Here is a 25694-nt window from a genome sequence, read left to right on the forward strand (position 1 = left end):
CAACTAATCTACCCAACCGAAAACACAATGCACGACGTAAAATCGCGAATACGAAAATATCGTAGCAGCGGGTTTACCCCGCGACATTTAGCAACTAATCTCCCAACCGAAAACACAATGCGCGATGTAAAGTCGCGACTACGATAGCCCACCAAATAATGTAAGTAGCGCTATAAGTACTAAGTAAAATAATACATTGCGCTTAACCAGCTTAATCATACAAGTGGCTTCGTAGGTACAGCCGTAATAACGCTTTTCAACTTGCTCTGCAGCCAGCGCAGTACATGTTACTACTTCTCGGTTTGGAGATTTAAAGTTAAGTACGTAACGTAGCCAACAGCTTGTGCCTTTATTAAAGTTACCTATTACTAAATAACCAAAGCTGGTAATACGTGCAGGTAACCAGTCGAGCCAGAACAGTAGTTTATGTATAAGTTTAAAACGCTTAGCAAATATTACTTTATGATCTTCTCGTACTAAATCAGCTAAAGTACGTACCAGTGCATATAAAACCGCACCTGGAGCGCCTAAAACAACAAACCAAAAAATAACCGCGCAGTAAAATCTAAAGTTTACCCATGCCAATGTTTGCCCAAAGGTTTCGCCACCATCGATGCCTTCAGTACGCTTTTGACCTATTTGCAACGCATATAATGATGCAGCGGTACCATCGTCGCGCGTTAACGCATTTAAGTACGACTTATATAAAGCACGCTGCTTAGCACAACCAAAGCACACTAAAAGCACAGCAATATTAATAGCTAACTGCCATAACACAAAATCTGACAAACAATAAATTAGTGCCATCGCAATCACTGGAAGTAAAAGCCAAATTAAAAAGCCCGGTGCTGAGCTAAATAAGCCCTTATCCGCGAGTAATTTATTAGAGCGATTTAAATAACCATTTGCGTAATAACTTATCTGCCAGTAGTTAGACCGAGCTCCTAAACGCTCGAGTATTAATGCAATTATTATAGAAACTAAAATCATGGGAATAACTCTCTAACTTAGTTGTTCAAGCATATTAAAAAACAATGGCCAATTAAAGCTACTGCCAGGATCTGTTTTACGCCCAGGGGCAATATCGCAATGCCCCACAATACGCGAAGGGGTAATTTTTGGATAGCGTTGCATTATATATTTACTAAGTGTAGTTAATACTTTGTACTGCGCTAAAGAATATGGCGTGGTGTCGGTACCTTCAAGCTCAATGCCAATGCTAAAGTTATTACAAGCAGGTAACCCCTCAAACTCAGATTGCCCTGCATGCCAAGCGCGCTTTTCAAAAGGCACATACTGTATAACCTCACCGGTGCGCTTTATAAAGCAATGCGCCGATACACGTAAATTTTTTAAGTCACTAAAACTCGAATGAGCATTACAATCTATGCACCCCATAAATAACTCATCAACGAAAGGTGTACCAAACTGTCCTGCTGGCAATGATATATTGTGAATAACCAATAAAGAAATATCAGTCTCATCAGGGCGCTCATCAAAATGCGAACAAGGCCGCTGCGCTACCGTACTTAAAACACCGTTTAAATCTATTTTCATGATACGTTTATTATATAAATATCAAGATATACATAGCACTGATGCTAAAGGATTTATTAAAAAAATGATAGTAACAAGCGAGGTATAAAACCTCACATACAGATAATTCAACCCCACACGTAGGTGCGAATTTACTTCAAGCGCTTATCTTTATATTGGCGAAAAGGCAATCGCTTCTCTTTCTTTTATAAACATAGTAAAATTTGCTTAATTTATTAACGCTTATGAGCTTTTATTATGTCTATCCCGCACTCTTTAGTTAGCCAACTTGTCACTCTTGCACTCGACGAAGATCTAAATTATCAAACAGCTCAAGAAGGCGATATTACCGCGCAGCTTATCCCTCAGAGCGAGCAAGCCAACGCCAAAGTAATCACCCGCGAAGACTGCATTTTTTGCGGGAAAGACATCATCCTTGAAGTATTCAAACAAGTAGACCCAAGCGTTAAAGTTAATGTACTAATAAACGACGGCGACGCAGTTAAAGCAAACAGCACATTATTTACCGCTATTGGCTCGGCTCGTTCAATATTAACCGCCGAACGTACTGCACTTAACTTTGTACAAACTTTATCAGGCACAGCGACGACTACAGCGCATTATGTAAAAGAGTTAAGTGGTACAACTACGCAATTACTCGACACACGCAAAACAATTCCAGGTCTGCGCGCTCTTCAAAAATACGCAGTAAAATGTGGCGGGGGTGCAAACCATCGTATTGGATTATTTGACGCTTTTTTAATTAAAGAAAATCATATAGCGGCTTGTGGCACAATAAACAAAGCCGTAGCTCAAGCTAAACAAAACCACCCAAAGAAACCTGTAGAGGTCGAAGTAGAATCACTCCCTGAACTTAAGCAAGCAATTGAAGCTGGTGCCGACATAATAATGCTCGACAATTTTAGCGTAGAGCAAATTAAACAAGCGGTAATTTTGACCAACAAACGCGCTAAATTAGAGGTTTCCGGCAATATGACCCTAGAAACGCTCAAAACTTATTCACAAGCCGGCGTCGATTTTATATCAAGCGGCGCATTAACAAAAAACATACAATCAATCGATTTATCAATGCGTTTTGAACAAATTTAAAACAATATCTGTTAATTAATAGCGCTAATCAATTGACAAGCTAGAAAAAAAGGCATTAAATAATCCAAAAGCATTGCTTTTTAACATTTTGTTAAAAAAGTCATTTTTTTAACAAAGATCCGTGCCTAATACTAAAATAAAATGGTAGACTAATTATGTAGTACTATTTTATTTTAAAAGTTAGTCATAAATAATTAGAACTTTTAGTCGCTCTTTAGTTTTTAAAAACAAAATTCAAAACCAAAGCAACTAAACTACTTACTTTATACTTATACTATTTTTTGCTACAACATGTAGTGCACTTAGTAAACTTTTATAGTTAGTACTAAACATAGTGAATTCACATACGGCTTTTGTGTTTCATACTCTAAAGCTAAAGTGTAATAAAATTAATTTTAAGTAAAACTGTAAAGTAAATCAGTTAAATTAAGTGAGGCATTTTGCCGCTTAATTGATTTAAGTTACAAAAATCTATCCTTTAGGAGAGGAAACATGAAAACAATGACTCAAAAACAACAGGGTTTCACCCTAATTGAATTAATGATTGTAGTAGCAATCATCGGTATTTTAGCAGCAGTAGCATTACCTGCTTATCAAGATTACACACTAAAAGCACGTTTTTCTGAAGTTAAAACTTCTGCAGCATCAGTTAAATTCACGATGGCGCAGTGCCTTCAAGAAAACAATAATAGCTTAGCTGCTTGTAATAATTTTGGCCTTTTAGGAATAGCAGCACCAGCAGCTAATGATAACTTAGCCTCTGTTACTATTACACCAGCTACAGGCGCAATTGTAGCTACAGCTACAGCCTCAGCTGGTGCCTATACATACATTTTAACACCACCTGATATCGATCCTGCATTACCAGCGCCTTCTACATATGTGTTTGAAGTAAGTGGCTCATGCTCTACGCAAACAAGAATTTCTAACCTTTGTTAATAAGCAATTTATAAAAGGGCTGTTTAGCCCTTTTTATTTGATGAATCATGAAAAAAACAAATAAGCTAGATACATTTCAATGGGTTGGAGTAAGTGCTAGAGGTAAACGCCTTGAAGGAGAGCTAGCGAGTTCTAGTATGGCCTTGGTGAAAGCCCAATTACGTAAACAAGGCATAACACCATCTAAAGTTAAGCGTAAAGCAAAACCTTTGTTTGGTTTAGAAAGTGTCCAAAAAATAATCCCTAAAGACATATCCTTAGTTACTCGTCAAATTGCCACCATGTTAATGGCAGGAGTACCATTAATTCAATCGATTGAAATGATTGGTTCAGGCTCTACTAATAAAAGTATTAGCAAACTAATGGGAACTATTGCCGATGAAGTCAAAGCCGGCCAAACTCTTAATTCTGCACTAAGAAAACACCCTCGCTATTTTGATGATTTATATTGTGACTTAGTTGCATCAGGTGAACAATCAGGCTCTCTTGATAAAATATTCGACCGCGTAGCTTTATACAAAGAAAAGTCTGAAGCACTCAAATCAAAAATAAAAAAGCAATGTTTTACCCGATTGCTGTTTTAGTGGTCGCGCTGATAGTTACTTCTATCCTTTTAATATTTGTTGTACCTCAATTTCAAGACATTTTTAATGGCTTTGGCGCTGAACTCCCTGCTTTTACTTTATTTGTAATTGGTATATCTGAATTTATGCAAACATATTGGTGGATGATACTAATAGCCATAGTCGCTTTCGGTTATGCTTTTAAAGAAGCAAAATTAAAAAGCCTAAAACTCAGGGATGCAACCGACAGGGCCATACTAAAACTGCCTGTTATCGGTATGATTTTAAATAAAGCAGCTGTTGCTCGCTATGCAAGAACGCTTTCGACCACTTTTGCTGCTGGTGTGCCGCTCGTTGATGCGCTTGACTCTGCCGCAGGCGCTTCCGGCAATGCAGTATATCGTTATGCCATTTTAGATATTAAGGTTGAAGTGAGCTCAGGTAATCAGATGAACTGGGCAATGCGCAACTCTAAAATTTTCCCTGATATGGTAATACAAATGGTCGCTATTGGTGAGGAGTCTGGCTCACTAGATGGCATGCTTGCTAAAGTAGCCACTATTTATGAGCAAGAAGTTGATGATGCAGTAGACGGCCTTTCAAGCTTGCTTGAGCCACTTATTATGGCCGTACTTGGTGTACTCGTTGGTGGCTTAATTATCGCGATGTATTTACCTATTTTCCAATTAGGTTCTGTAATTTAATAATTAAAAATAACAATTTATAGGAAATAAAAAAGAAAGCTCACTTTTTTAATAAGGTATAGCTATTAATGTCTTCTCATTTACTCTCTTTTATTTCTCTTTGTGATAATAATTTCACTTAATTTTTAGACACTTAATCTTTTAGAACAGTTTTCAGGTAATATAATGCAAAGTATTATAGAAGTAATGCAAAGCCAATTGTGGTTTTATTTAACCACAGTTGGCTTAATTAGTTTATGTATTGGTAGTTTTTTAAATGTAGTTATTTATCGCTTACCACTGATGATGCAACGTGAGTGGCAAAGCGAATGCCGTATATTGCTAGATGATGAGCTTACAGCTAATAAATCTAAACAAGCCAATATCAATGAGCCTTTTAACTTAGTAAAACCCAATTCTACCTGCCCTAAATGTAAAACAGCCATTAAGCCTTGGCAGAATATTCCTATTATTAGTTGGTTAGCACTCAAAGGTAAATGCGCAAGTTGCAGTAACCCTATTTCGGCTCGCTACCCTGCTGTAGAACTAATTACTGCCCTATTAAGTTTAATTGTTGCCTATAGCTTTGGTGCGACCGAGCAAGCTTTATTATATATTTTTGTAACGTGGATTTTAGTTGCACTAACCTTTATTGATATTGACCACATGTTGCTGCCAGACCAACTTACACTTCCGCTTGTATGGCTTGCACTTATTGCCTCTGTAATGGGTTACACAATTACACCAACCGATGCCATTATTGGCGCGGCTTGCGGTTATTTAAGCTTATGGACCGTGTTTTGGCTATTTAAGTTATTAACCGGTAAAGAAGGCATGGGCTATGGCGACTTTAAACTACTCGCTGTATTTGGTGCTTTGCTTGGCTGGCAGTCATTACTTACAATTATTCTACTTTCGAGCGTAGTAGGTGCCATCATAGGTATTGCACTGCTGAGCATACAAGGTAAAGACAAAGCGACCCCTATCCCTTTTGGGCCTTATTTAGCGATAGCTGGTTGGATTGTAATGCTTTGGGGCAACCAAATTCAAGGCGCTTATTTTAATTTAATTGGTTATTAAAATGAGTGAACAAATTACTAAAGTTAATAGCTGGGTATTAGGTTTAACAGGTGGTATTGGCTGTGGTAAAACAGCCGTAAGCAATATGTTTGAAGAGCTTGGTATTACAATAGTTGATGCCGATGTAATTGCGCGTGAAGTAGTACTCCCAAATAGTGAAGGGTTAAAAGCAATTACCCAACACTTTGGTGAACATATTTTATTGCCTGATGGCACATTAAATAGAGCAGAGCTGCGTGCAAAAATATTTACTAACAACCATGACAAAAAATGGCTTAATGCGTTGCTACACCCTCTTATACGGATAAAAATACTAACCGATTTAAATAATGCAACTAGCCCCTATGTTGTTTTAGTTGCACCTTTATTGTTTGAAAACAACCTTGATAAATATTGCGACCATACCTTACTTATTGATGTGCCAACCTCTGTACAAATAGCGCGTACAGCAAAACGTGACAACACAAGTAGTGAGCAAGTTAAAAGTATTATTGCCTCGCAAATGTCACGTACCGATAAACAGCAAAAGGCGGATGATATTTTAAATAACGACCGTAGTTTAAGCCTAGTGCATATAGAACTTGTTGATCTTCATAAAAAGTACCTACAATATGCATTACACAACAAAACTAACTCACATTAACACGTTCCTAACTCACACAAACTCGTATTTTAGTTAGTAAAATCACAACAAAGAATGAAAGGTGATGTAATCCCCTTCTTTTTTCTGATAAATTACTTACTATTGAAGGAATAAAACAGGTGCGCAATGAATATTAACTCACCGTTATTGAGAAAATTTATAACCCTTGGCCGCATTGATGCCGACACGGTTAAAAACAAACAAAATGAATTTGCCTCAACAGCAGAGCTTATTTCTAAATGTGGAAAAATCGATAGTAAAGATTTAGCTGAACAATGTATTGATTTGTTTCGCGTACCTTATTTTGATTTAAAAGATTTTGACCCTACAAAAATCCCAGCCGATCTTGTAAAAGAAAAACTTATTCGCAAGCACCATATTTTACCCCTTGTTCAAAAAGGTCGAAAAGTTTACATAGCAGCATCAGACCCAACAGATTACGGCGCATTCGAAAACTTTGAGTTCAGTACCGGTCTTTCATGCGAAATTGTTGTAGTTGATTATATTCAACTCGATAACAAAATTGAGCAGTTGCTAGATGCCACTGGCAGCTTAAATTTAACGGATGACGAATTTAAAGAATTTGCTGATTTAGACTCAGAAAGCCAAAGAGATACAGCCCCCCAAGATGACGATAAAGATGATGCGCCTATCATCGTTTACATCAACAAAATTTTAATGGATGCCATTAAAAAAGGCGCCTCTGATTTACACTTTGAACCATATGAGCACAAGTACCGTATTCGCTTTCGTATTGATGGCATTTTGCACGAAGTGGCAAGCCCACCCAATACATTAGCAACCAAGCTTTCTGCGCGTATTAAGGTTATGTCGAGGCTTGATATTGCCGAAAAACGTAAACCACAAGATGGTCGTATAAAACTAAAAATAACTGAACGCAAAAGTATCGACTTTCGTGTAAGTACTATGCCTACCTTGTGGGGCGAAAAAATAGTAATGCGTATTCTTGATTCATCAAGCGCTATGTTAGGCATTGACGTATTAGGCTATGAGCCTGAGCAGAAAAAGCTATACATGGATGCGCTTGCCCAGCCTCAAGGAATGATATTGGTAACAGGGCCAACGGGTTCAGGTAAAACAGTATCGCTATACACAGGTTTAAATATATTAAACCAGCCAGAGCGTAATATTAGTACTGCGGAAGATCCGGTTGAGATTAACCTTGAAGGTGTAAACCAAGTACAAATTAATATTAAAGCCGATATGACTTTTGCCAACGCACTGCGTGCATTTTTACGTCAAGATCCTGATGTAGTTATGGTAGGTGAAATACGTGACTTAGAGACCGCAGAAATATCAATAAAAGCAGCGCAAACAGGTCACTTGGTTTTATCAACATTGCATACAAACTCAGCGCCGGAAACAATCACCCGTTTATTAAATATGGGTGTGCCCGCTTATAACGTAGCAAGTTCAATCAGCTTAATAATAGCCCAGCGTTTAGCACGTCGCTTGTGCCCTAAATGTAAAACGCCAGAACAACTTCCGAGTGAAGAACTAGCTCGACAAGGTTTTAGTGCCAAGCAAATTGAAGAAATGACGTTATATACCCCTAAAGGGTGTGATAGCTGTACCGATGGTTATAAAGGCCGAGTGGGTATTTACGAAGTAATGCAAATTACTCCTGAAATTGCCCAAATTATTATGCGCGGTGGTAACTCGCTTGAAATAGCTGATGTTTCACTTAAAGCCGGATTTAATAATTTACGTTTATCAGGTTTACGCAAAGCAGCCGATGGCCTTACATCCCTCGGTGAAATTAATCGCGTGACTAATTTTTAAAGGTCCATAGTAAAAGCTACAAGGTTCTGAACACTAAATTCAGAGCCTTACTTATACCTAGAGACTCATATCTAAGTAATGTAAAATGCAGAAAAAGATTGTAAAGAGTAAATTATGCCTACTATTGTAAACTGCCCAACCTGTAAAACTAAAGTTGAATGGTCAGAGCAAAGCCCATTTCGCCCTTTTTGCTCAAAACGCTGTCAGCTAATTGATTTAGGTGAATGGTCGTTTGAAAATAACAGAATTTCTGCACCAATCACGTCCGCAGAAGAGTTTAGCCAAGACATGATTGAAGATATTGAAGCTATGCTGGCTAAAAATGAAGATGACTTTTTTAAGTAATTTATCTTCATAACGCCCTAAATACGAAAACCAGCATTAAGCTGGTTTTTTAGTATTTACAAAAAAGTAAAATTAACTTTTTTGTTTACGGTGCTTTTTATTCATGCGCTTTTGCATTTTAGCAAACTTCTCTTTTTGCTCAGCGTTAAGTACTTGCATTACTTGGTGCTGCGTTTTTAGTTTAATTAAACCAAATTGCTCACCTTTTTCATGGCGTTCATTTAATAGCTCTTTTGCTGCATTTTCGTCAAATGTTGCAGATGAAAGTAATGCATCCATTTTTGCTTTGTGCGCTTCACGCATCGCTTTACGGGCTTCTTTATCGTCGCCACGCAGTGCTTTCATTTGTGTTTTTTGCGCTTCAAAAATAGCTTTTAGCTTAGTTTGCTGCTCATCTGTTAGGCTTAATTTTTCAACGCCGCGATCAGAAAGTAAAAAACGAGCTTGAGAATGGCCTTGCTTATGCCCGTCGCCTTTAGCTAATACGCTACCAGCACCAAGCGTTGCTGTTGCTAAGCCACAGATAAGTACTAATTTTGAAAGTGTGTTTAATTTAGTCATAATCATTACCTTAATTATTTGGTTTAACTATTGGTTCAGTTCGGTTGTTTGTAACTGCTTAATCAACTGAGTTAACTATACCTAGCTCAACGCAAAGTAACGCAAAGCAGTGTAAAGGTTGTGTAAAGATTCACCTTTGCACTATTTAGCGGGTAAAATAACGCTATAAACAACTCTAAGGGTTTGTGAATGAAACTATTAATGATTGATGACGATACTGGCCTTTGTGAGCTATTAAGTGAATATTTAACTGCCCAAGGGTTTGAAATACAAAGCGTACACGACGGTGAGCAGGGCCTTAAACTAGCACAAGCAAATGACTACGCCCTTATATTGCTAGATGTAATGTTACCAACGCTTGATGGTTTTGAAGTACTTAAACAACTTAGGCAAACAAAACTCACACCGGTAATAATGCTTACTGCAAAAGGTGAAGACTTTGACCGTATTTTTGGTCTAGAGCTAGGCGCTGATGATTACATTCCAAAGCCTTTTAATCATCGTGAATTGCTAGCCCGCGTAAAAGCGATAACACGCCGTATAGAGCACATTAATAGCTTAAATTTAGCCGCAACCAGTAAGTTACTCGTTAATGGTATTACTGTTAACCTTGCAGCGCGAGAGGCCTCAATAGACAGCTCTACACTGACTCTTACTGGTACAGAGTACGAAATACTCACACTATTGTGTAAAAATGCAGGTGAAGTGGTTAGTAAAGAGCAAATTAGCGAAGAAGTGTTAGGTCGTCGCCTCGCTTCATTCGACCGCTCTATTGATATGCATGTAAGTAATATCCGTAAAAAAATAGCTGAGCATATTTCAGGTGAGCGAATTAAAACAATGCGAGGTACGGGTTATGTCTTTATCCAAGGGGAATAAAGTAAGCTCTATGTCTTGGGTTAAGCATCCTGGCCATTATTTATTTTTTAAAATATTTATATGGTTTTGGTTAACTATAATTGGCACCGTTACAGCCCTGATTTTTTTAAGTAATATTACGGTGATCAATGCAGTGAGTAATGAGCCATTACATGGCCCAATGGAAAAAAACTTAATCTATACAGCTAAAAGCATAGAGCGCTCAGTTGTAAAGCATAAGCGCTCACTTAGCAACACGTTGTCCCACACGCGCTTATCAAAGCGTAAGTTATTATATTTAAGTGCTGAGCAACCTGAGGACTCTTTAACAAATAAAGATGTGCCTATAGATGTAGATTTAAGCTTACTTAACTTTACAAAAAGTATGTCACCACAAATTATTTTTACTGAAAAGTATCAAGCATTTGGACCAATTCAAATAAAAGTGCCCGAAGGTAACTTTTACTTATACGAAATAGACATCAACAATCAACCGCCTTTGTTTATACGCTTAAAACTTATGCCAAGTTGGATGAAAGTTTCTATTGCTATGATCGCCTCGCTTATTTTAAGTTTTTTATTTAGTCGTAACTTAATTGCGCCTATAAACAGCCTTAAAAAAGCAGCAGTAAGACTCTCTGCTGGTGACTTAGGCGCTCGAGCTGCGATTTCTGTAAACCGAAAAGATGAGCTAGGAGTACTAGGGCGAGATTTTAACAGCATGGCTAATCAGTTAGAGCTTTTAATTAGTTCTCAAAAACGCTTATTAGCCGACATATCACATGAATTACGATCGCCTCTTACGCGTTTAAAAATGGCTACCGGACTTGCACAAATGCAAGCTAACGACGCTAGCCAATCGTATTTATTACGCATAGAAAAAGAAGCGAACCAGCTTGATAAGATGATTGCCGACGTGCTGCAAGTTTCTCGCTTAGAAGCAAAAAGCCAAGCACTTTCACTACAAAAACAATCATTACAAATAATTGTAGATCACGTTATTAACGATGCGCAGTTTGAAGCAAAACAAAATAATAAGCAGCTAAATATAGTGGGCGCTGTAGACGTAAACATTAATTGCGACGAAGGCCTTATTGCCAGTGCGCTTGAAAACTTACTCCGCAACGCTATTAAATACGCACACAATACAATTAGCATTACTCTAAAGCATGCTGACGCAGTTTATATAGAAATATGTGATGACGGCCCAGGTGTGCCTAATGGCCAATTGAGCAAGCTTTGCGAGCCCTTTTTTAGACAATCAGATGCGCGGGATCGCGTAAGTGGTGGCACAGGTTTAGGGCTTGCGATTGCTAAAAATGCTATTGCTGCACATGACGGCAGTTTAGTATTATCAAATAAAGAACAAGGTGGCTTGTGTGCTAATATAACCTTGCCATTAATAAAAGAGTAAAGCATGTTTTATAGTAGTGAGCGTGAGCTTAAAAGTAATCAAATAACAATTAATAACTTTTATAAAAACACGCTAATTAAAGCTTATTTAGATACGCCTAACGGGCAATTGTTTTATGCTTATGCAATACCTGATAAAGCCAAAAATGCCATTGTAATAAGCTCGGGACGCCTTGAAGGCTTAGATAAATATAAAGAGTTGCTGTGGGAGCTCTATAACAATAATTTTGCCATATTTATAGCCGACCACCAAGGACAAGGCCGCTCTTATCGCCACCTACCAAACAAGCACAAAGGCCATGTTAATGAATTTAAAGATTACAGCGCAGACCTAAACTTATTTAATACACAAATAGTGGATACTCATTGGCAAGGTAAAAAGGTATTAGTGAGTCATTCAATGGGCGGCGCCATAGCATTTGATTATCTTGCGCATTTTGAACACAATTTTAGTGGCGCGTTTTTATCAGCGCCTATGCTTGATATTTATACAAAAAACACACCAAAACCTTTAGCTAAATTAATAGCAAGTACCGCTACCCTTTTGGGTCAAAAAGACAATTACGCACTAGGGCAAACCGATTACATACCCGATGAATTTGCTACAAATGTATTAACCAGCAGTCCAGTGCGTTACGAGCTATTTAGGCAAACATATCAAGAAGAGCCATTACTACAGCTCGGCGGTGTTACTTACGGTTGGCTAAATGCGACGTTTGCATTTATAACTTCGGTGGATAATTTAAGCGTGTCTATTCCACTGTATATTGCCAGTGCGCAAAACGACGAAGTGGTTGATAACAATGCCCAATATAAATTAGCAAACAGACACGTAAACACTGTACTTAAAAGCTTTGAAGGCGCTAAACACGAGCTGTTTTTTGAACGTGATGAAATACGCGAGCCACTGCTTAAAGGTTTGTATCAGTTTTGTGAGTCGGTGACGGCTTAGCAAGTACCGACAAAGGGTCGAGGTGGATCAGTATATCAACCTCAGACTCAAAGCGCTCGCTAAGCATTGACTCTACTTCATCAGCCACATTATGTGCGCGAATCAAGCTTAAATGATCATCAAGCTCTAAGTGCATTTGGATAAACTTAACTTTTCCGCCTTGGCGAGTACGAATATCATGCACGCCGTGCACATCATCATGCGCTTTGGCTATATCAAATATGCTTTGTTTTTCATCATCTGGCAGTTCTTTATCCATTAGGTGGTCGGCACTATCGCGAGCAATATCCCAGCTGTTATAAAGCAAATAACCCGCTACACCTATCGCAAAAATGGGATCGGCATACAACACACCATAATAAGCTAACAAAATAGCCACTAGCACAGCGGCATTTAATATTAAATCACCTTTGTAATGTACTGAGTCGGCTTTTATAGCAATTGAATCGGTATACTTAACCACTTTGTTTTGTACAAATACAATGACCAGCGTACACGCAATAGCAAAAATACTTACCCACACACCTAATAAAGAATGACTTAACTGTATAGGATTAAATAAACGCTCAATACCATGAAAAGCAAGTAGGCAACCAGAGCCGGCAATAAATGCGGCTTGCCCAAGTCCTGCTAGCGCTTCAGCTTTACCGTGACCAAATCGATGGTCATCATCTGCTGGGCGCAGTGCGTAACCTAACACTAAAAAGCTCATGGCGGTGGCTGTAATATCCATTAATGAATCAGTTAACGAGCCAAGCATTGAGGCCGAGCCAGAAGTAAGCCATGCCCATGTTTTTGCACCAATCATTAAGCTAACCATTACCATGGTAACAATGCTTGAAGTTTTAACCCAAAATTCGTAACTGCGGTTATGCACGCGTGTATCCATTAATCATTATATTGAATGTATTGAGTATATCATTTTTTTAAAAGGTTTCGTGTATACTGCCCTTCGTCAAACCACAGATTATTTTATAAGGCTCATTATGCTGGATATTGTTTTATACCAACCTGAAATACCGCCTAACACTGGTAATATTATTCGCCTATGTGCTAATACTGGCTATGCATTACATTTAATTGAGCCGCTAGGTTTTGAATGGGACGATAAGCGCGTAAAACGTGCTGGCCTTGATTACCATGAATTTAGTCACGTTCAACGCCATGCCTCATTTGAAGACTACCTCGAAAAATGCAAACCAAAAAAATATATGCATGTACAACCAAAGGTAGTCAATTCCACCATGAGGCAAGTTACGAAGCTGGTGACTGCCTAGTATTTGGGCCAGAGACTCGTGGCCTGCCTGATGATATGATCCAAGCATTGCCAAAAGAGCAGCGTGTGCGTATTCCTATGCAAGCCAATAGCCGTAGTATGAACCTGTCAAACGCAGTAGCCGTATTTGTTTACGAGTCGTGGCGTCAGCTAGGTTTTCCTAACGCGCAGTAAATAACTTTAAGATAAACAACAAAAAACCGACATAATGTCGGTTTTTTAGTTTTATAAATGCTTATAAAATTATTCAGAACGTTGCTCTCGGCCTAATAGCGCCATTGCAGCTTCTTTCATATCTTTATTTTCATAAAGCACTTTATAGATTTGCTCGGTAATCGGCATTTCTACACCGCTACGTTGCGCTAATAAATACACTTCTTTGGTATTTCTAAAGCCTTCAACTACTTGACCAATTGACTCAATAGCAGCATCAACACTTTCGCCTTTACCTAACGCTAAACCAAATCGACGATTACGTGATTGGTTATCTGTACACGTGAGTATTAAATCACCAAGGCCTGCCATTCCCATAAAGGTTTCTGGCTTAGCACCAAGAGCGCAACCTAAACGTGTTAACTCTGCAAGGCCTCGGGTTATAAGCGCGGTACGCGCATTAGCGCCAAAACCAACACCGTCCGAAATACCGGCACCAATGGCAATTACATTCTTAACCGCACCACCGAGCTGTATACCAACAAAATCATCATTGTTATACACACGGAATGAGCGACCACAATGAAGTAAATCAGCGAGCTGCTGCGCAAATTCAGGCGACGTAGAAGACACTGAAATAGCTGTAGGTGAACCCATCGCCATTTCTTTTGCAAACGTAGGACCTGAAAGTACCGCCAATGGAATATCATCACCCAATTCTTGCAAAGCAACTTCTTGCAACAAGCGCCCAGTATTAGGCTCTAGCCCTTTGGTAGCCCATGCGACTTTTGCGCCTTCTTGCAATGCTGGTTTGATCTGCGCAAGCGTATCGCCAAATGCATGACTTGGCACAACAACTAGTACAATAGCGCTGTTAGCAACGGCATGCTGTAAGTTAGCTTCAAGAGTAAGAGTGTCGGGGAAAGGGGCATCAGGTAAATAACGTTGATTTTTCCGCTCAGCTGCAAGCGTGGCAACGTCGTTGCTATTGCGCCCCCAAAGTGTCACCTTGTGACCATTTCGAGCTAAACAAATAGCAAGGGCGGTGCCGTAAGACCCCGCCCCTAATACAGTAACAGCTGTCGTTGCTGTACTCATAAGTTATGCGTCTGCTGTAACCTGATCAGCTGGCGCAGTACGTTGTTGCATGTACTGTGCAAACAATGCGTCAAAATTTACTGGCGCAAGGTTAAGCTGTGGGAAAGTTCCACGGTTAACAAGATTAGAAACCGCTTCACGCGCATATGGGAATAACACGTTAGGGCAAAATGCACCTAGCATATGTGCAAGTTGCACTTCTTCAACGTCAGCAATAGTAAAAATACCTGCTTGTTGAATCTCACATAAAAACGCAGTTTCTTCACCAATAGACGCAGTAACGGTTAATGCTAAAACAACTTCAAATACACCTTCGTCTAGCTTATTAGAGCGTGTATCTAAATCTAACTTAACTTCTGGCGTCCATTCTTTTTGAAAAATAGCCGGAGAGTTTGGCGTTTCAAACGACACATCTTTAGTGTAAATGCGTTGAATAGTAAATTGTGCACCGCTTTCTTGGGCTGCTACGTTTTGAGTTTCTTCGTTCATTGTTATTCCTAACTTGTTCGTTATTATAATTAAATTAAGCGTTTAACTTAGCGTCAAGTTTACCTTGCGCTTCAATAGCCATCATGTCGTCGCAGCCACCGATATGTTCATCATTAATAAATATTTGCGGTACAGTACTTGCGCCACCGGCTTTAGTAATCATTTCATCACGTAACTCAGGCTGTACACCAATATCATAATTTGTGTATTCAACGCCTTTGCTATTTAAAAGCGAAAGAGCACGCTGACAAAATGGACAGTACGCCTTGGTGTATAAAACAACATTACTCATAATAAATCCTCTATCGGCCTAACTAACTTGATTAGCGACCTGTTGTAGTTGGTAAGCTGGCAGATTGCCATGCACCCATGCCACCTGCTAATAAGTAAACTCGTTCAAAACCAGCTTTACTCATAGCGGCTGCAGTACCTTGGGCAGTCATACCTGTAGTACATACAACTATAATGGGTTTAGTCTTGTACTTTTCAAGGCTTGAAAAGTCAGATTTTTTCGCATTCTCTGGGCTTAAGTGCTCAGCACCAGAAATACGCCCTGCATTAAACTCTTTTTGCGCACGTATATCGATTACTTGACCGTCATCACGGTTAATAAGTAACGTAAGCTGCTGGGGATTTATTTGACGAACAGCTGAAAGCTTACTTTTTATCCAGCCACTAACAATAAGGAAAACAATACCAACCCAAGCAAGGCTTAAAATGGGATGATTTGTAATAAATTCAATATATTGATCCATTCTACTTCCACTATGAAATTATGTTTTAAAACGTGATGTTTTAAGGATTTTGTACTTTAGCCACGCAAGTATACCCAAACCAACCTAAAATGCGAGTTTAGGAGCACTTAGAGACGTTTAAAAAACGATAAAGCCCCCCATATATAGTTAACAAGAACTCTGGATAATAAATCTATCTCAAGCAGAGTTCAGGTTAGTCAATGAGGTATAGGTGAAAAAATTTAATATCTTGTTTTCAATGCTGATCCTAGCTTAAAAACACGGTATGCTAAAACCACGCTAATAAACCTTTTAGGTGCACAGTATCCATCAACAGATACTAATTTTCAGGAGCTATTATGACAGAACATAAAAAACCATTGGTATTAATGATTTTAGACGGTTGGGGATACCGCGAAGATGAGCAAAGTAATGCTATTTTAGCAGCAAACACACCGGTATTAGACGATTTATGGGCTACACGCCCTCATACGTTAATTTCAGCTTCTGGTTTTGATGTTGGTCTTCCTGATGGTCAAATGGGTAATTCAGAAGTTGGCCATGTAAATTTAGGTGCAGGGCGCGTTGTTTATCAAGATTTTACCCGTATCACCAAAGCAATAAACGATGGCGAATTTGATTCAACACCTGCACTAGTAAAAAACATAGATAAAGCCGTTAAAGCAGGTAAAGCGGTACATATAATGGGGTTATTGAGTCCAGGTGGTGTTCACAGTCACGAAGATCATATCGTGGCAAGTATTAAGCTTGCAGCTAAACGCGGTGCAAAAGAAGTCTACTTTCATGGTTTTTTAGATGGTCGCGATACACCTCCACGTAGTGCTAAAGCATCAATCGAACGTATTGAAGCATTATTTAGCGAACTTAAATGCGGTCGTTTAGCGTCACTTATTGGCCGCTACTATGCAATGGACAGAGACAATCGTTGGAACCGCGTAGAAAAAGCGTACAACGTAATTGCATTAGCTGAAGGTGACTTTAATTACGACAACGGCTCAGCCGCACTAGAAGCAGCTTACGAGCGCGACGAAAACGACGAGTTTGTAGCCGCAACAACGATTGCACCTAAAGGCGCTAAATCGGCCGCTATTAACGATGGCGACACGCTTATATTTGCTAACTTTAGAGCCGACAGAGCCCGAGAAATCACACGTGCTTTTGTTGAACCAGACTTTGATGGGTTTGCTAAAAAAAGAACGCCTAAGCTTAGCGCCTTTGTGATGATGACAGAATATGCTGCCGACATTAATGCCCCTGTAGCATTTGGACCTACGCCTTTGGTTAATGTACTTGGCGAGTGGTTTGAAAAACATGGTAAAACACAGCTGCGCATTTCTGAAACCGAAAAATATGCACACGTTACGTTTTTCTTTAGTGGTGGACGCGAAGGTGAGTTTGAAGGTGAAACCCGTGAGCTTATTCCTTCACCTCAAGTAGCAACGTATGACTTACAACCTGAAATGAACTCAGAAATGCTAACCGATAAACTAATAGCAGCAATTAAAAGCGGCAAATACGACGCCATTATTTGTAACTACCCTAATGGCGATATGGTTGGCCACTCAGGTGTGTTTGACGCTGCAGTCAAAGCCTGTGAAGCTGTAGATAGCTGTATTGGTAGAGTGGTTGATGCACTTGCAGAGTTTGGTGGTGAAGCATTAATAACAGCCGACCATGGTAACGCAGAGCAAATGGCAAACCTTAAAACAGGTCAAGCGCATACGGCACATACTAGCGAGCCAGTCCCGTTTATTTATGTAGGCCGAGATGCAACAGCGTCAACAGGTAAAGCATTAAGCGATGTTGCACCAACGATGCTTCACTTAATGGGTATGCAACAACCAAGTGAAATGACCGGTAAACCTATAATGACGTTGAAATAAGGCATGAATAGACGTATTAACCGGTTAATTAAGTGCGGATTAATACTAACTTCGTTAGCGGCGGCTCCCGCAGCCGCTAATGAGGATCGTACTAAAAAAGACTTATCAGAAGTTCAAAATGCACTTGAACAAAGCCAAGCTGAATATGACGCCCAACGTAAAAGAATAGCTAAATTACAAAAAAGCCTTAAAAGCCACGAGCTCGATATAGCTAAAAATGCCAAAGCCCTAAATATGGCAGAACAATCCGTTAAAAAAACTAAAACACAACAAAAACAACAGCAACAAAAAGCTGAGCAACTCGATAAAAAACATACCGAATTTCAACGCATTTTAGCCGCCCAAATAAAAAGCGCTTATGTGGCCGGTGGTGATGACTATTCTAAAATGCTGTTAAATCAAGAAGACACTGCCAAATTTGAGCGCACACTTAGCTACTACAATTACTTAAATAAAGCGCGAATAGAGCAAATTGAAGATCTAAAAGAACTTCAACAGCAAATAGCACAAAACCAAGAAGAGCTTGTTAAAACACAAGAAAAATTAGCGCTTTTATTTGATGAGCAAAAAAGACGTCAAACTGCATTGCTTAATGCACAAAGTGAACGCCAGGCTAATCTTAAAAACTTACAAGCTCAGCTCAACAGCACCAAAAGTTCAATAAACTATTTAAAAGAAAACCAACAAACTTTAGTAACAACGATTAAAGAGCTCGAAAAAGAAAAAACACAGAAAATAGAATTACTCGGCCTAAATAAAAGCAAAGGCAAATTAGACTGGCCGAGCAAAGGTAAATTAGAGCACACATTCGGCCAACGTAAACATGGGGGTATTGACTGGAAAGGCGTATTAATTGGTGCAAAAGAAGGCACTAATATTAATAGCGTACATAACGGCCAAGTTGTATTTGCTGATTGGCTAAAGGGCTATGGTTGGGTAATTGTTGTAGATCATGGTGAAGGTTTTATGAGCTTATACGGCCATGCACAAACACTTCTAAAAGATGTAGGCGATCTAGTGCGTGAAGGCGAAACACTTGCTTTAGTTGGACAAAGCGGCGGACAAGCAAATTCTGGTCTATACTTTGAAATACGCCACAAAGGACGCGCAGTAAATCCTGTAAAATGGTGCAGACGTATTTAATTGAATAAACCGCTGCACCGCTTTGGAGCAGCTGATGAAAAATAAAACAACAAATAATAATCACTTTAAAATCACAGGCCTTTTTATGTGCCTGTGTTTGCTCACTTTTATTCTCTTTTTCAATAGCGCCTTTGCCAACTCAGTAAAAGAGCTAAAAAGTCAACAGATAGACGAGATTCTATTTAATATTCATGCCTACTACGTTGACGATTTAAAGCTCCAAAACAGCCCACATATAGAGTACAACAATCAACAATTCGAGCGTTTATACTCAAAACTCGACCCTTATTCGAAATATTTAAACGAGCAAGAACTCACCGCCTTATTCGACAATACTAATGGCCACTACACGGGCCTTGGTATTGAAGTTAAAAACATCAATGAGCAAATTACCATTATAGGTGTTGTTAATAATTCACCAGCTAAAAACGCAGGTATTTTACCTAACGATATAATTGTAAGTATTAATAAAAATATTGTTGAAAAACTTACGATTGATCAAGTTGCTACTTTGATAAGAGAAAGTAAATTTGCAAGCATTAATCTAACCGTGCAACGAGGTCCTAGTAAATCTCAGGTATCTTTTGACGTTACGCGTACTAAAATAAACCTAGAGAGCGTAACCAGCCAGATTTTAGACTCTGGCACTGGTTACTTGGCTATTAATAGTTTTTCCAACCACACTCTGCATGAAGTAGCGCTACAAGTTGCAGCAATGCAAAATCACTATGGTTATCCACTTGAGGGATTGGTTATAGACTTACGAGACAACCCTGGTGGTACCTTAAAAAGCGCAGTCGCTGTATCTGACCTATTTTTACAAAGCGGTACTATTGTAACTACCAAGGGAAGGTATTTTGATGCGAACCAAGCTTTTTATGCTAAACGAGGTGACGTGTTGAAAGGTGCGCCAATTGTTGTGCTTATTAATGAAAACTCAGCCTCTGCAGCTGAAATTTTAGCAGCAGCTTTAAAAGATAATAATCGTGCAAAAGTAGTCGGCACCCAATCATTTGGAAAAGGCTCTGTTCAATCCCTTATTCCCTTAGGCAATGGTAATACAGCCTTAAAACTCACCACTGCAAAATATTTTACACCTTCAGGTCAATCAATTGAGGGCGTTGGAATAACGCCCGATGTGGCGATTAATCAAACAAGTCTTTCACAAAGCAATAAAGTCGCTATAATAAAAAATGAACACGCTAACAGTACTCAGCAATTAACTTTTGATAATTTAGCCGATCTACAATTAGTTAAAGCAAAACAATTACTCAGCATGCAATAACATCGTTTTATTTAGAGCGGCTTGCTGAGCTTAAACAGATAATTATAATTATAAATGTGAAAACTATAAACAGAAGTATATTAATATGGGCTTTATTCGTTACTTGCTTTGCATCCGTAGGTGTTAGAGCTAAACAAATAGCAATTGTGATTGACGATATAGGCTATCACCAACGAGACTTAGAGTTTCTCTCCTTACCTGGGCAATTGACATATTCAATTTTGCCTCATACACCTTATTCGCAAATTTTTGCTACGCTTGCCAGTCAATCAAATAAAGAGCTGCTACTACACATTCCTATGCAGGCACTTAATGGCAAAGAACTTGGCCCAGGCGCGCTTACATTAAATATGACTAAAGAACAGCTCCAACAAACACTTGGGACTGCTCTGGCTACTTTACCGCAAGTTAAAGGCGTTAATAATCATATGGGCTCGGCACTTACACAAAAAAGCCAAGCTATGAAATGGACCATGGAAGTACTTAAAAAGCGCCATTTGTATTTTTTAGATAGCCGCACCACAGATTTAAGCCAGGCGCAAAATGCCGCTAACTTTTTAGGTGTAGCAAACATTGGCCGCCAAGTATTTTTAGATAATATAACTACAACCGAGCAATTACAGTTAAGGCTTAATGAACTAAAGCAACAAGCCACCGAACACAGTTTTGCTATTGCCATTGCCCACCCCTATCCTGAAACGATTAATTTTTTGCGCCATGCAATACCTGAACTAACAAAACAAGGCTTTGAATTAGTACCTGTGTCGCAATTGGTTGAGAGAAAATATATTCAGTTAGCGCAGAGCGATGGAAAAGTAGGAAATGCTAGATAAACAACCGCTCTCCACTCAGAGATAAAAGGCATATATCCCTGTACATTAACTACTTACAATATTAGTAATTATATTTTTTACCATTTAGCATTTACCTATTCTTTATTTTAATTAGAATTAAAACGAAAAAGCCCCGCATTTTCATGCAGGGCTTTTATAATTTTTTAACTTAAAGTGCTATTAACTCATAGCGCTTTGTAGCTTTTTCATCGCTGTTTTCTCAAGCTGACGAACACGCTCAGCAGATACACTGTACTTTTGTGCCAGCTCTTGAAGAGTCGCCTTATCGTCTGACAACCAACGAGCACTTACAATATCTTGCGAGCGTTCGTCTAGCGTTTTAAGTGCGCTAAATAAACGAGTATGCGCTTGCTCTTTCCACTGTTGTTGCTCAACGTCATCAGCTAAATCAGCTGCGCCATCTGTTAAGTACTGTACTGGTGAGTACGTACTTGTTGGCGCGTTATCGTCATCATCGCCAGTTAAGTCAAAGCCCATATCTTGGCCGCTCATACGCGATTCCATTTCACGAACTTCTTTTTCACTTACACCCAGCTCGCTAGCCACAGTGCTCACTTCAGATTGGTTAAACCAACCTAAACGTTTTTTATTTTTACGAAGATTAAAAAATAACTTACGCTGCGCTTTAGTTGTCGCAACTTTCACTATGCGCCAATTTTTTAGTACAAACTCATGTATTTCTGCTTTAATCCAATGCACTGCAAACGATACTAAACGTACTCCCACTGTAGGGTCGAAACGTTTAACCGCTTTCATCAGGCCTATATTACCTTCTTGGATTAAGTCTGCTTGTGGTAAACCATAACCCGAGTAGCTTTTAGCTATATGTGCTACAAAGCGTAAATGCGACATAATGAGTTGCTTGGCAGCACTTAGATCACCTTCATCCTGAAGCCTTTTAGCAAGTTCTTGCTCTTGTTCAACTTTAAGCATAGGGATAGTGCTTACCGCTTGAAGGTAACCGTCCATGCTTGCGCTTTGTTGTCCGACTGTAAGTGCCATTGCGTATAAATCTTTACTCATTTTTCACCTCGGTGATAAACATTTGAAACTATCTTAGCACTCTTTACCTTAGAGTGCTAACCCCAATTTAAAACTTTTTTAAGTATAAATCAAGTAGTTTTTAGTATGTATTTAGTCTACTACAAGCGACTGAATAAGTGATGAATTAAGGGATTGCAGGAGGTTAACCCCGCCGCATCACCTTGTTTACAAGTCATTACTTTATGGAAGGATAGTACACAAATATGGCAATTTAATAACGGCAAGTACAACCCAGTCCGATATCCTACGTGCATCAAGCTAGGTTGGTTCACTTATACTTTGTCGGGCTCTATTTCTTTAATATATCGATTTACAGATAAGTACGATCCAACAAAGCCTAAACTTGTTGCAAGCAAAACTAAAAAACCAAACTCTTGTAATGTTAAGCCTATTAACGAAAAGCTTGTTTGGTAAACTCCTGCAACACCACTAACAGCACTCGACAGCCACCACATCATCAAAGCAATACAAATAAAAGCAAATAAACCACCAATAACACCGTACCATATGCCCGTCCATAAAAATGGGGCATGAATAAACGTGTTAGTAGCACCTACTAGTTTCATTACCTGGATCTCTTCTTTTTTATCCATAATAGATAGACGAATGGTGTTACCAATAATTAGTGTGACGGAAGTAAGCAAGAGTAACGTGATAGTAATTACACTTTCTTTTAGTAAACTCAGCAATGCATTTAAACGCTCTAACCATGCTATATCAAGCTTACCAAAGTCGACCTCGCGCTCTCCCTCCAGCTTAGTTAAAAGCGTTTTAGCCGCGTTAGGTTGACGATGACGTTTGGTGGGCGTTACTAATACAACATTTGGCAGTGGGTTACTATCTAAGTACTCTAGCGCTTGTCCAAACCCTGATATATCTTTAAACTCTGTTAATGCTTCTTGCTTTGAAATAAACGCGACACTTTCTATCTCTGGATATAGCGCTAAACGCTTTACTAGTGTTTGCGTTTCTTGTTCGCTCATACTTTCTTTAACAAACAACGAAATTTCGCTTGCTTCTTCAAACCCACTACTTACTTGCTGAACGTTTTTAACAACTAAATAAAGCGTAGCCGGTAATGTTAAACTCAAACCAAGTACAGCAATTGTCATTAACGAAGCCAGTGGCGTACGCCACATTTCACCTAAGCTGTACACACCTTGGCGAAAAATATTAATAATAAAAAAGTATCCGCCAGCTAATACAGATTTTTTTTGTCTTTTCGTTTTTATTTGTTCGACCTTTGAAAAGTAAGCTCATAAAGCCCCCTCAGCCAATGGATCTTGGAGCATTCTGCCATCTTTTAACGTTAGGCTTCTGTACTTCATTCGTGCAACCAAACCTAAGTCATGCGTCGCTATAAGAACAGTGGTGCCGTGTTTATTAAAGTCCTCAAACAGCTTTAGTATTTCCATTGAAAGTTCAGGATCGAGGTTACCTGTTGGTTCATCTGCTAATAAAATTGGCGGCGAGTTTACAATAGCGCGAGCAATACCTACGCGTTGTTGCTCCCCCCCGGAAAGCATAGACGGGTGACATTTAATTTTATCAATTAAACCAACTTTATCGAGCGCTGCATGTACACGCTTTGCGATTTGATTGTGATGAGTACCTTCTATAATCAAAGGCAAAGCAACATTATCAAATACGGTATAGCGCTCTAATAAGCGATGATTTTGAAAAATAATACCTATATCACGACGAGCATAAGGAATTTGACGCGAGTTAACCTTATTTAAATCAACACCGTTGATAAACACATTACCTGCAGATGGGCGCTCCATTAAGCTAATTAACTTTAATAATGTACTTTTACCCGCACCACTATGGCCTGTTAAAAATGCAAGTTCGCCCGATTTGATATGAAAATTAACTTTTTCGAGAGCGCGATGCCCGCCTGGATAAGTTTTGCTTACTTGCTGAAAATTTATCATTTTTTATTATGCCAACCTCATCAAAAACGCGAATTCAATTGGTATTCCTCGCAATTAAAAAGGGAGCAAGCTCCCTTTTGGTAAATTAAACGTCGTCCTCATCGTGGCTAAATAGCGCATCAATAAAGTCATCGCTTTTAAAAGCCCGTAAATCATCAATACTTTCACCAACACCAATGTAACGAATTGGAATATTAAACTTATCAGCTATAGCAAAAATTACACCACCTTTTGCAGTCCCATCTAGTTTTGAAAGCGTAATACCCGTCAAACCAACACACTGGTTAAACAAGTTTACTTGGCTAATTGCATTTTGCCCTGTACCTGCATCAATCGTTAACATTACTTCGTGCGGAGCATCAGGATCTATCTTTTTCATTACACGAGCTATTTTTTCAAGCTCTTGCATTAAATTGTCTTTATTTTGTAAGCGGCCAGCTGTATCAGCGATTAACACATCAACATTACGCGCTTTTGCTGCCTGAAAAGCATCAAATACAACAGATGCACTATCAGCACCAGTATGCTGAGCAATAACAGGAATACTATTTCGCTCTCCCCATACTTGGAGCTGCTCAACTGCAGCGGCTCTAAATGTATCGCCAGCAGCAAGCATCACCGATTTTCCTTCACTTTGAAATTGCTTGGCGAGCTTACCAATGGTCGTTGTTTTACCTACACCATTTACGCCAACCATTAATATAACAAATGGTTTTTTATCAGCAGGTATTACCAAAGGTTGCTCTGCTGTTTTAAGCATAGTCGCCATTTCTTGCTTCATTAGCTCGTAAAGTGCGTCGCCATCTTTTAACTGCTTGCGGTTTGCTCCATCGGTTAATCGATCGATTAACTTCATGGTTGTATCAACGCCTAAGTCAGCAGTTAATAACTGGGTTTCCAGCTCTTCAAATAAATCATCATCTATTTTTTTACCACTAAATATAGACGTAAACCCAGAACCAATATTGAGGCGGGTTTTTAATAAACCTTTTTTAAGGCGAGAGAAAAAGCCTTCTTTTTTTGGCTTATCTGCTTCTTTTGCTTCAATACGCTCTTGTTCTAAGCGTGCAGCTTCTACTTGCTCTGCTTCAATTCGTTCTTGTTCTAAGCGTGCAGCTTCTACTTGCTCTGCTTCAATTCGTTCTTGTTCTAAGCGTGCAGCTTCTGCTTGTTCAGCTTCTGCTTGTTCAGCTTCTGCTTGTTCAGCTTCTGCTTGTTCAGCTTCAATACGTGCCTGCTCTAATCGTGTAGCTTCTGCTTGCTCTGCTTCAATACGTGCCTGCTCTAAGCGTGC

Annotated in this window: 24 protein-coding genes and 3 pseudogenes; 15 read left to right on the forward strand and 12 right to left on the reverse strand. The window is 39.1% G+C overall.

All coding sequences use genetic code 11. The features are described 5' to 3' along the window. Positions 1-138 precede the first annotated feature (138 nt). Positions 139-990 carry a beta-lactamase regulator AmpE gene (ampE, locus tag P20652_RS00295; protein ID WP_008172999.1) on the reverse strand — a complete coding sequence of 284 codons (852 nt, stop codon included), beginning with the start codon at positions 988-990 and terminating at the stop codon, positions 139-141. A 12-nt stretch (positions 991-1002) separates the two neighbouring features. Beyond that, a complete protein-coding gene (gene ampD / locus P20652_RS00290) occupies positions 1003-1557 on the reverse strand; it encodes a 1,6-anhydro-N-acetylmuramyl-L-alanine amidase AmpD (RefSeq protein WP_008173001.1) in 555 nt (184 codons plus the stop codon). A gap of 237 nt (positions 1558-1794) precedes the next feature. Between ampD and nadC the strand changes: the two genes are divergently transcribed. From nadC to yacG, 7 genes and pseudogenes are all read left to right on the forward strand, one after another. After that, complete coding sequence (gene nadC, locus P20652_RS00285) at positions 1795-2646, forward strand: carboxylating nicotinate-nucleotide diphosphorylase (protein WP_008173003.1); 852 nt, start codon at positions 1795-1797, stop codon at positions 2644-2646. A gap of 492 nt (positions 2647-3138) precedes the next feature. Further along, positions 3139-3585: a prepilin-type N-terminal cleavage/methylation domain-containing protein gene (locus P20652_RS21375; RefSeq protein ID WP_008173006.1), complete on the forward strand. Its 447-nt coding sequence runs from the start codon at positions 3139-3141 to the stop codon at positions 3583-3585. 47 nt (positions 3586-3632) lie between these two features. Beyond that, positions 3633-4852: pseudogene (locus P20652_RS19345) on the forward strand (type II secretion system F family protein). Positions 4853-5017: 165 nt separating this feature from the next. Further along, the gene (locus P20652_RS00275) at positions 5018-5911 is read left to right on the forward strand and encodes an A24 family peptidase (RefSeq protein WP_008173012.1); all 894 of its coding nucleotides are present in this window, start codon (positions 5018-5020) and stop codon (positions 5909-5911) included. A gap of 1 nt (position 5912) precedes the next feature. Continuing rightward, positions 5913-6554, forward strand: coding sequence for a dephospho-CoA kinase (coaE, locus tag P20652_RS00270; RefSeq protein ID WP_008173014.1), 642 nt, complete (start codon positions 5913-5915; stop codon positions 6552-6554). Positions 6555-6680: 126 nt separating this feature from the next. Then, entirely contained in the window at positions 6681-8357 is a 1677-nt protein-coding gene (pilB, locus tag P20652_RS00265) for a type IV-A pilus assembly ATPase PilB (RefSeq protein ID WP_008173017.1), read from the forward strand. Between the two features lie 114 nt (positions 8358-8471). Continuing rightward, positions 8472-8702, forward strand: a complete 231-nt coding sequence (yacG, locus tag P20652_RS00260) for a DNA gyrase inhibitor YacG (protein WP_007586146.1) — start codon at positions 8472-8474, stop codon at positions 8700-8702. A gap of 72 nt (positions 8703-8774) precedes the next feature. Here yacG and P20652_RS00255 read toward each other — a convergent pair whose 3' ends face one another. After that, positions 8775-9263: a Spy/CpxP family protein refolding chaperone gene (locus tag P20652_RS00255; RefSeq protein ID WP_008173019.1), complete on the reverse strand. Its 489-nt coding sequence runs from the start codon at positions 9261-9263 to the stop codon at positions 8775-8777. Positions 9264-9452: 189 nt separating this feature from the next. On the opposite strand from P20652_RS00255, the gene P20652_RS00250 reads away from it, so the two are divergent. From P20652_RS00250 to P20652_RS00240, 3 genes are read left to right on the forward strand one after another with little or no spacing between them, the layout of a single operon-like run. Beyond that, a complete protein-coding gene (locus P20652_RS00250) occupies positions 9453-10142 on the forward strand; it encodes a response regulator (protein WP_008173022.1) in 690 nt (229 codons plus the stop codon). Beyond that, entirely contained in the window at positions 10120-11535 is a 1416-nt protein-coding gene (locus P20652_RS00245; RefSeq protein ID WP_008173023.1) for an ATP-binding protein, read from the forward strand. Before P20652_RS00250 ends, P20652_RS00245 begins: the two co-directional genes overlap by 23 nt. Positions 11536-11538: 3 nt before the next feature. Continuing rightward, positions 11539-12486 carry an alpha/beta fold hydrolase gene (locus tag P20652_RS00240; RefSeq protein WP_008173026.1) on the forward strand — a complete coding sequence of 316 codons (948 nt, stop codon included), beginning with the start codon at positions 11539-11541 and terminating at the stop codon, positions 12484-12486. Here P20652_RS00240 and P20652_RS00235 read toward each other — a convergent pair. After that, positions 12446-13363 (reverse strand): cation diffusion facilitator family transporter, encoded by a 918-nt coding sequence (locus P20652_RS00235; RefSeq protein ID WP_370587602.1) that lies wholly within the window; start codon positions 13361-13363, stop codon positions 12446-12448. The genes P20652_RS00240 and P20652_RS00235 overlap by 41 nt on opposite strands. Before the next feature lie 109 nt (positions 13364-13472). Here P20652_RS00235 and trmL point away from each other — a divergent pair. Next, a pseudogene (gene trmL, locus P20652_RS19350) lies at positions 13473-13936 on the forward strand (tRNA (uridine(34)/cytosine(34)/5-carboxymethylaminomethyluridine(34)-2'-O)-methyltransferase TrmL). 69 nt (positions 13937-14005) lie between these two features. On the opposite strand, the gene gpsA reads toward trmL, so the two are convergent. Genes gpsA through P20652_RS00215 form a run of 4 tightly spaced genes read right to left on the reverse strand, consistent with a single transcriptional unit; the run spans position 14006 to position 16257 of the window. Beyond that, a complete protein-coding gene (gene gpsA / locus P20652_RS00230) occupies positions 14006-15013 on the reverse strand; it encodes an NAD(P)H-dependent glycerol-3-phosphate dehydrogenase (protein WP_008173035.1) in 1008 nt (335 codons plus the stop codon). Positions 15014-15016: 3 nt separating this feature from the next. Next, complete coding sequence (gene secB / locus P20652_RS00225) at positions 15017-15502, reverse strand: protein-export chaperone SecB (protein ID WP_008173038.1); 486 nt, start codon at positions 15500-15502, stop codon at positions 15017-15019. A gap of 34 nt (positions 15503-15536) precedes the next feature. After that, positions 15537-15794, reverse strand: coding sequence for a glutaredoxin 3 (grxC, locus tag P20652_RS00220; RefSeq protein ID WP_008173040.1), 258 nt, complete (start codon positions 15792-15794; stop codon positions 15537-15539). Between the two features lie 31 nt (positions 15795-15825). Further along, a complete protein-coding gene (locus tag P20652_RS00215; RefSeq protein WP_002957784.1) occupies positions 15826-16257 on the reverse strand; it encodes a rhodanese-like domain-containing protein in 432 nt (143 codons plus the stop codon). A gap of 338 nt (positions 16258-16595) precedes the next feature. Between P20652_RS00215 and gpmM the strand changes: the two genes are divergently transcribed. From gpmM to P20652_RS00195, 4 genes are all read left to right on the forward strand, one after another. After that, positions 16596-18140: a 2,3-bisphosphoglycerate-independent phosphoglycerate mutase gene (gpmM, locus tag P20652_RS00210; protein ID WP_008173042.1), complete on the forward strand. Its 1545-nt coding sequence runs from the start codon at positions 16596-16598 to the stop codon at positions 18138-18140. Between the two features lie 3 nt (positions 18141-18143). Then, positions 18144-19283, forward strand: a complete 1140-nt coding sequence (locus P20652_RS00205) for a murein hydrolase activator EnvC (protein ID WP_008173044.1) — start codon at positions 18144-18146, stop codon at positions 19281-19283. A gap of 34 nt (positions 19284-19317) precedes the next feature. Next, positions 19318-20568 carry a S41 family peptidase gene (locus P20652_RS00200; RefSeq protein WP_008173046.1) on the forward strand — a complete coding sequence of 417 codons (1251 nt, stop codon included), beginning with the start codon at positions 19318-19320 and terminating at the stop codon, positions 20566-20568. 83 nt (positions 20569-20651) lie between these two features. Beyond that, positions 20652-21401, forward strand: a complete 750-nt coding sequence (locus P20652_RS00195) for a divergent polysaccharide deacetylase family protein (RefSeq protein WP_086005534.1) — start codon at positions 20652-20654, stop codon at positions 21399-21401. A 180-nt stretch (positions 21402-21581) separates the two neighbouring features. Here the strand turns inward: P20652_RS00195 and rpoH are convergent, their stop codons facing one another. The 4 genes and pseudogenes from rpoH to ftsY form a co-directional block, all read right to left on the reverse strand. Further along, positions 21582-22445 carry an RNA polymerase sigma factor RpoH gene (gene rpoH / locus P20652_RS00190; protein WP_008173051.1) on the reverse strand — a complete coding sequence of 288 codons (864 nt, stop codon included), beginning with the start codon at positions 22443-22445 and terminating at the stop codon, positions 21582-21584. A gap of 293 nt (positions 22446-22738) precedes the next feature. After that, positions 22739-23726: pseudogene (ftsX, locus tag P20652_RS00185) on the reverse strand (permease-like cell division protein FtsX). Continuing rightward, on the reverse strand, positions 23723-24400 hold the full coding sequence (gene ftsE, locus P20652_RS00180) for a cell division ATP-binding protein FtsE (protein ID WP_008173054.1): 678 nt from the start codon (positions 24398-24400) through the stop codon (positions 23723-23725). Before ftsE ends, ftsX begins: the two are co-directional and overlap by 4 nt. Positions 24401-24485: 85 nt before the next feature. Then, positions 24486-25694 (reverse strand): signal recognition particle-docking protein FtsY (gene ftsY / locus P20652_RS19355; RefSeq protein WP_050548234.1); only part of this gene is annotated, 1209 nt, incomplete at its 5' end.

Source organism: Pseudoalteromonas sp. BSi20652 (genome assembly GCF_000239855.1).
Classification (GTDB): Bacteria; Pseudomonadota; Gammaproteobacteria; order Enterobacterales; family Alteromonadaceae; genus Pseudoalteromonas.

Excerpts from the sequence above, each read along its gene's own strand:
- P20652_RS00205 (WP_008173044.1), top strand. The coding sequence starts at position 18,144 with ATGAATAGACGTATTAACCGGTTAATTAAGTGCGGATTAATACTAACT.
- pilB (WP_008173017.1), top strand. The coding sequence starts at position 6,681 with ATGAATATTAACTCACCGTTATTGAGAAAATTTATAACCCTTGGCCGC.
- P20652_RS21375 (WP_008173006.1), top strand. The coding sequence starts at position 3,139 with ATGAAAACAATGACTCAAAAACAACAGGGTTTCACCCTAATTGAATTA.
- rpoH (WP_008173051.1), bottom strand. The coding sequence starts at position 22,445 with ATGAGTAAAGATTTATACGCAATGGCACTTACAGTCGGACAACAAAGC.
- P20652_RS00255 (WP_008173019.1), bottom strand. The coding sequence starts at position 9,263 with ATGACTAAATTAAACACACTTTCAAAATTAGTACTTATCTGTGGCTTA.
- yacG (WP_007586146.1), top strand. The coding sequence starts at position 8,472 with ATGCCTACTATTGTAAACTGCCCAACCTGTAAAACTAAAGTTGAATGG.
- ftsE (WP_008173054.1), bottom strand. The coding sequence starts at position 24,400 with ATGATAAATTTTCAGCAAGTAAGCAAAACTTATCCAGGCGGGCATCGC.
- P20652_RS00215 (WP_002957784.1), bottom strand. The coding sequence starts at position 16,257 with ATGGATCAATATATTGAATTTATTACAAATCATCCCATTTTAAGCCTT.
- ampD (WP_008173001.1), bottom strand. The coding sequence starts at position 1,557 with ATGAAAATAGATTTAAACGGTGTTTTAAGTACGGTAGCGCAGCGGCCT.
- coaE (WP_008173014.1), top strand. The coding sequence starts at position 5,913 with ATGAGTGAACAAATTACTAAAGTTAATAGCTGGGTATTAGGTTTAACA.
- ampE (WP_008172999.1), bottom strand. The coding sequence starts at position 990 with ATGATTTTAGTTTCTATAATAATTGCATTAATACTCGAGCGTTTAGGA.
- gpmM (WP_008173042.1), top strand. The coding sequence starts at position 16,596 with ATGACAGAACATAAAAAACCATTGGTATTAATGATTTTAGACGGTTGG.
- P20652_RS00275 (WP_008173012.1), top strand. The coding sequence starts at position 5,018 with ATGCAAAGTATTATAGAAGTAATGCAAAGCCAATTGTGGTTTTATTTA.
- gpsA (WP_008173035.1), bottom strand. The coding sequence starts at position 15,013 with ATGAGTACAGCAACGACAGCTGTTACTGTATTAGGGGCGGGGTCTTAC.
- nadC (WP_008173003.1), top strand. The coding sequence starts at position 1,795 with ATGTCTATCCCGCACTCTTTAGTTAGCCAACTTGTCACTCTTGCACTC.
- P20652_RS00200 (WP_008173046.1), top strand. The coding sequence starts at position 19,318 with ATGAAAAATAAAACAACAAATAATAATCACTTTAAAATCACAGGCCTT.
- P20652_RS00240 (WP_008173026.1), top strand. The coding sequence starts at position 11,539 with ATGTTTTATAGTAGTGAGCGTGAGCTTAAAAGTAATCAAATAACAATT.
- P20652_RS00245 (WP_008173023.1), top strand. The coding sequence starts at position 10,120 with ATGTCTTTATCCAAGGGGAATAAAGTAAGCTCTATGTCTTGGGTTAAG.
- grxC (WP_008173040.1), bottom strand. The coding sequence starts at position 15,794 with ATGAGTAATGTTGTTTTATACACCAAGGCGTACTGTCCATTTTGTCAG.
- secB (WP_008173038.1), bottom strand. The coding sequence starts at position 15,502 with ATGAACGAAGAAACTCAAAACGTAGCAGCCCAAGAAAGCGGTGCACAA.
- P20652_RS00250 (WP_008173022.1), top strand. The coding sequence starts at position 9,453 with ATGAAACTATTAATGATTGATGACGATACTGGCCTTTGTGAGCTATTA.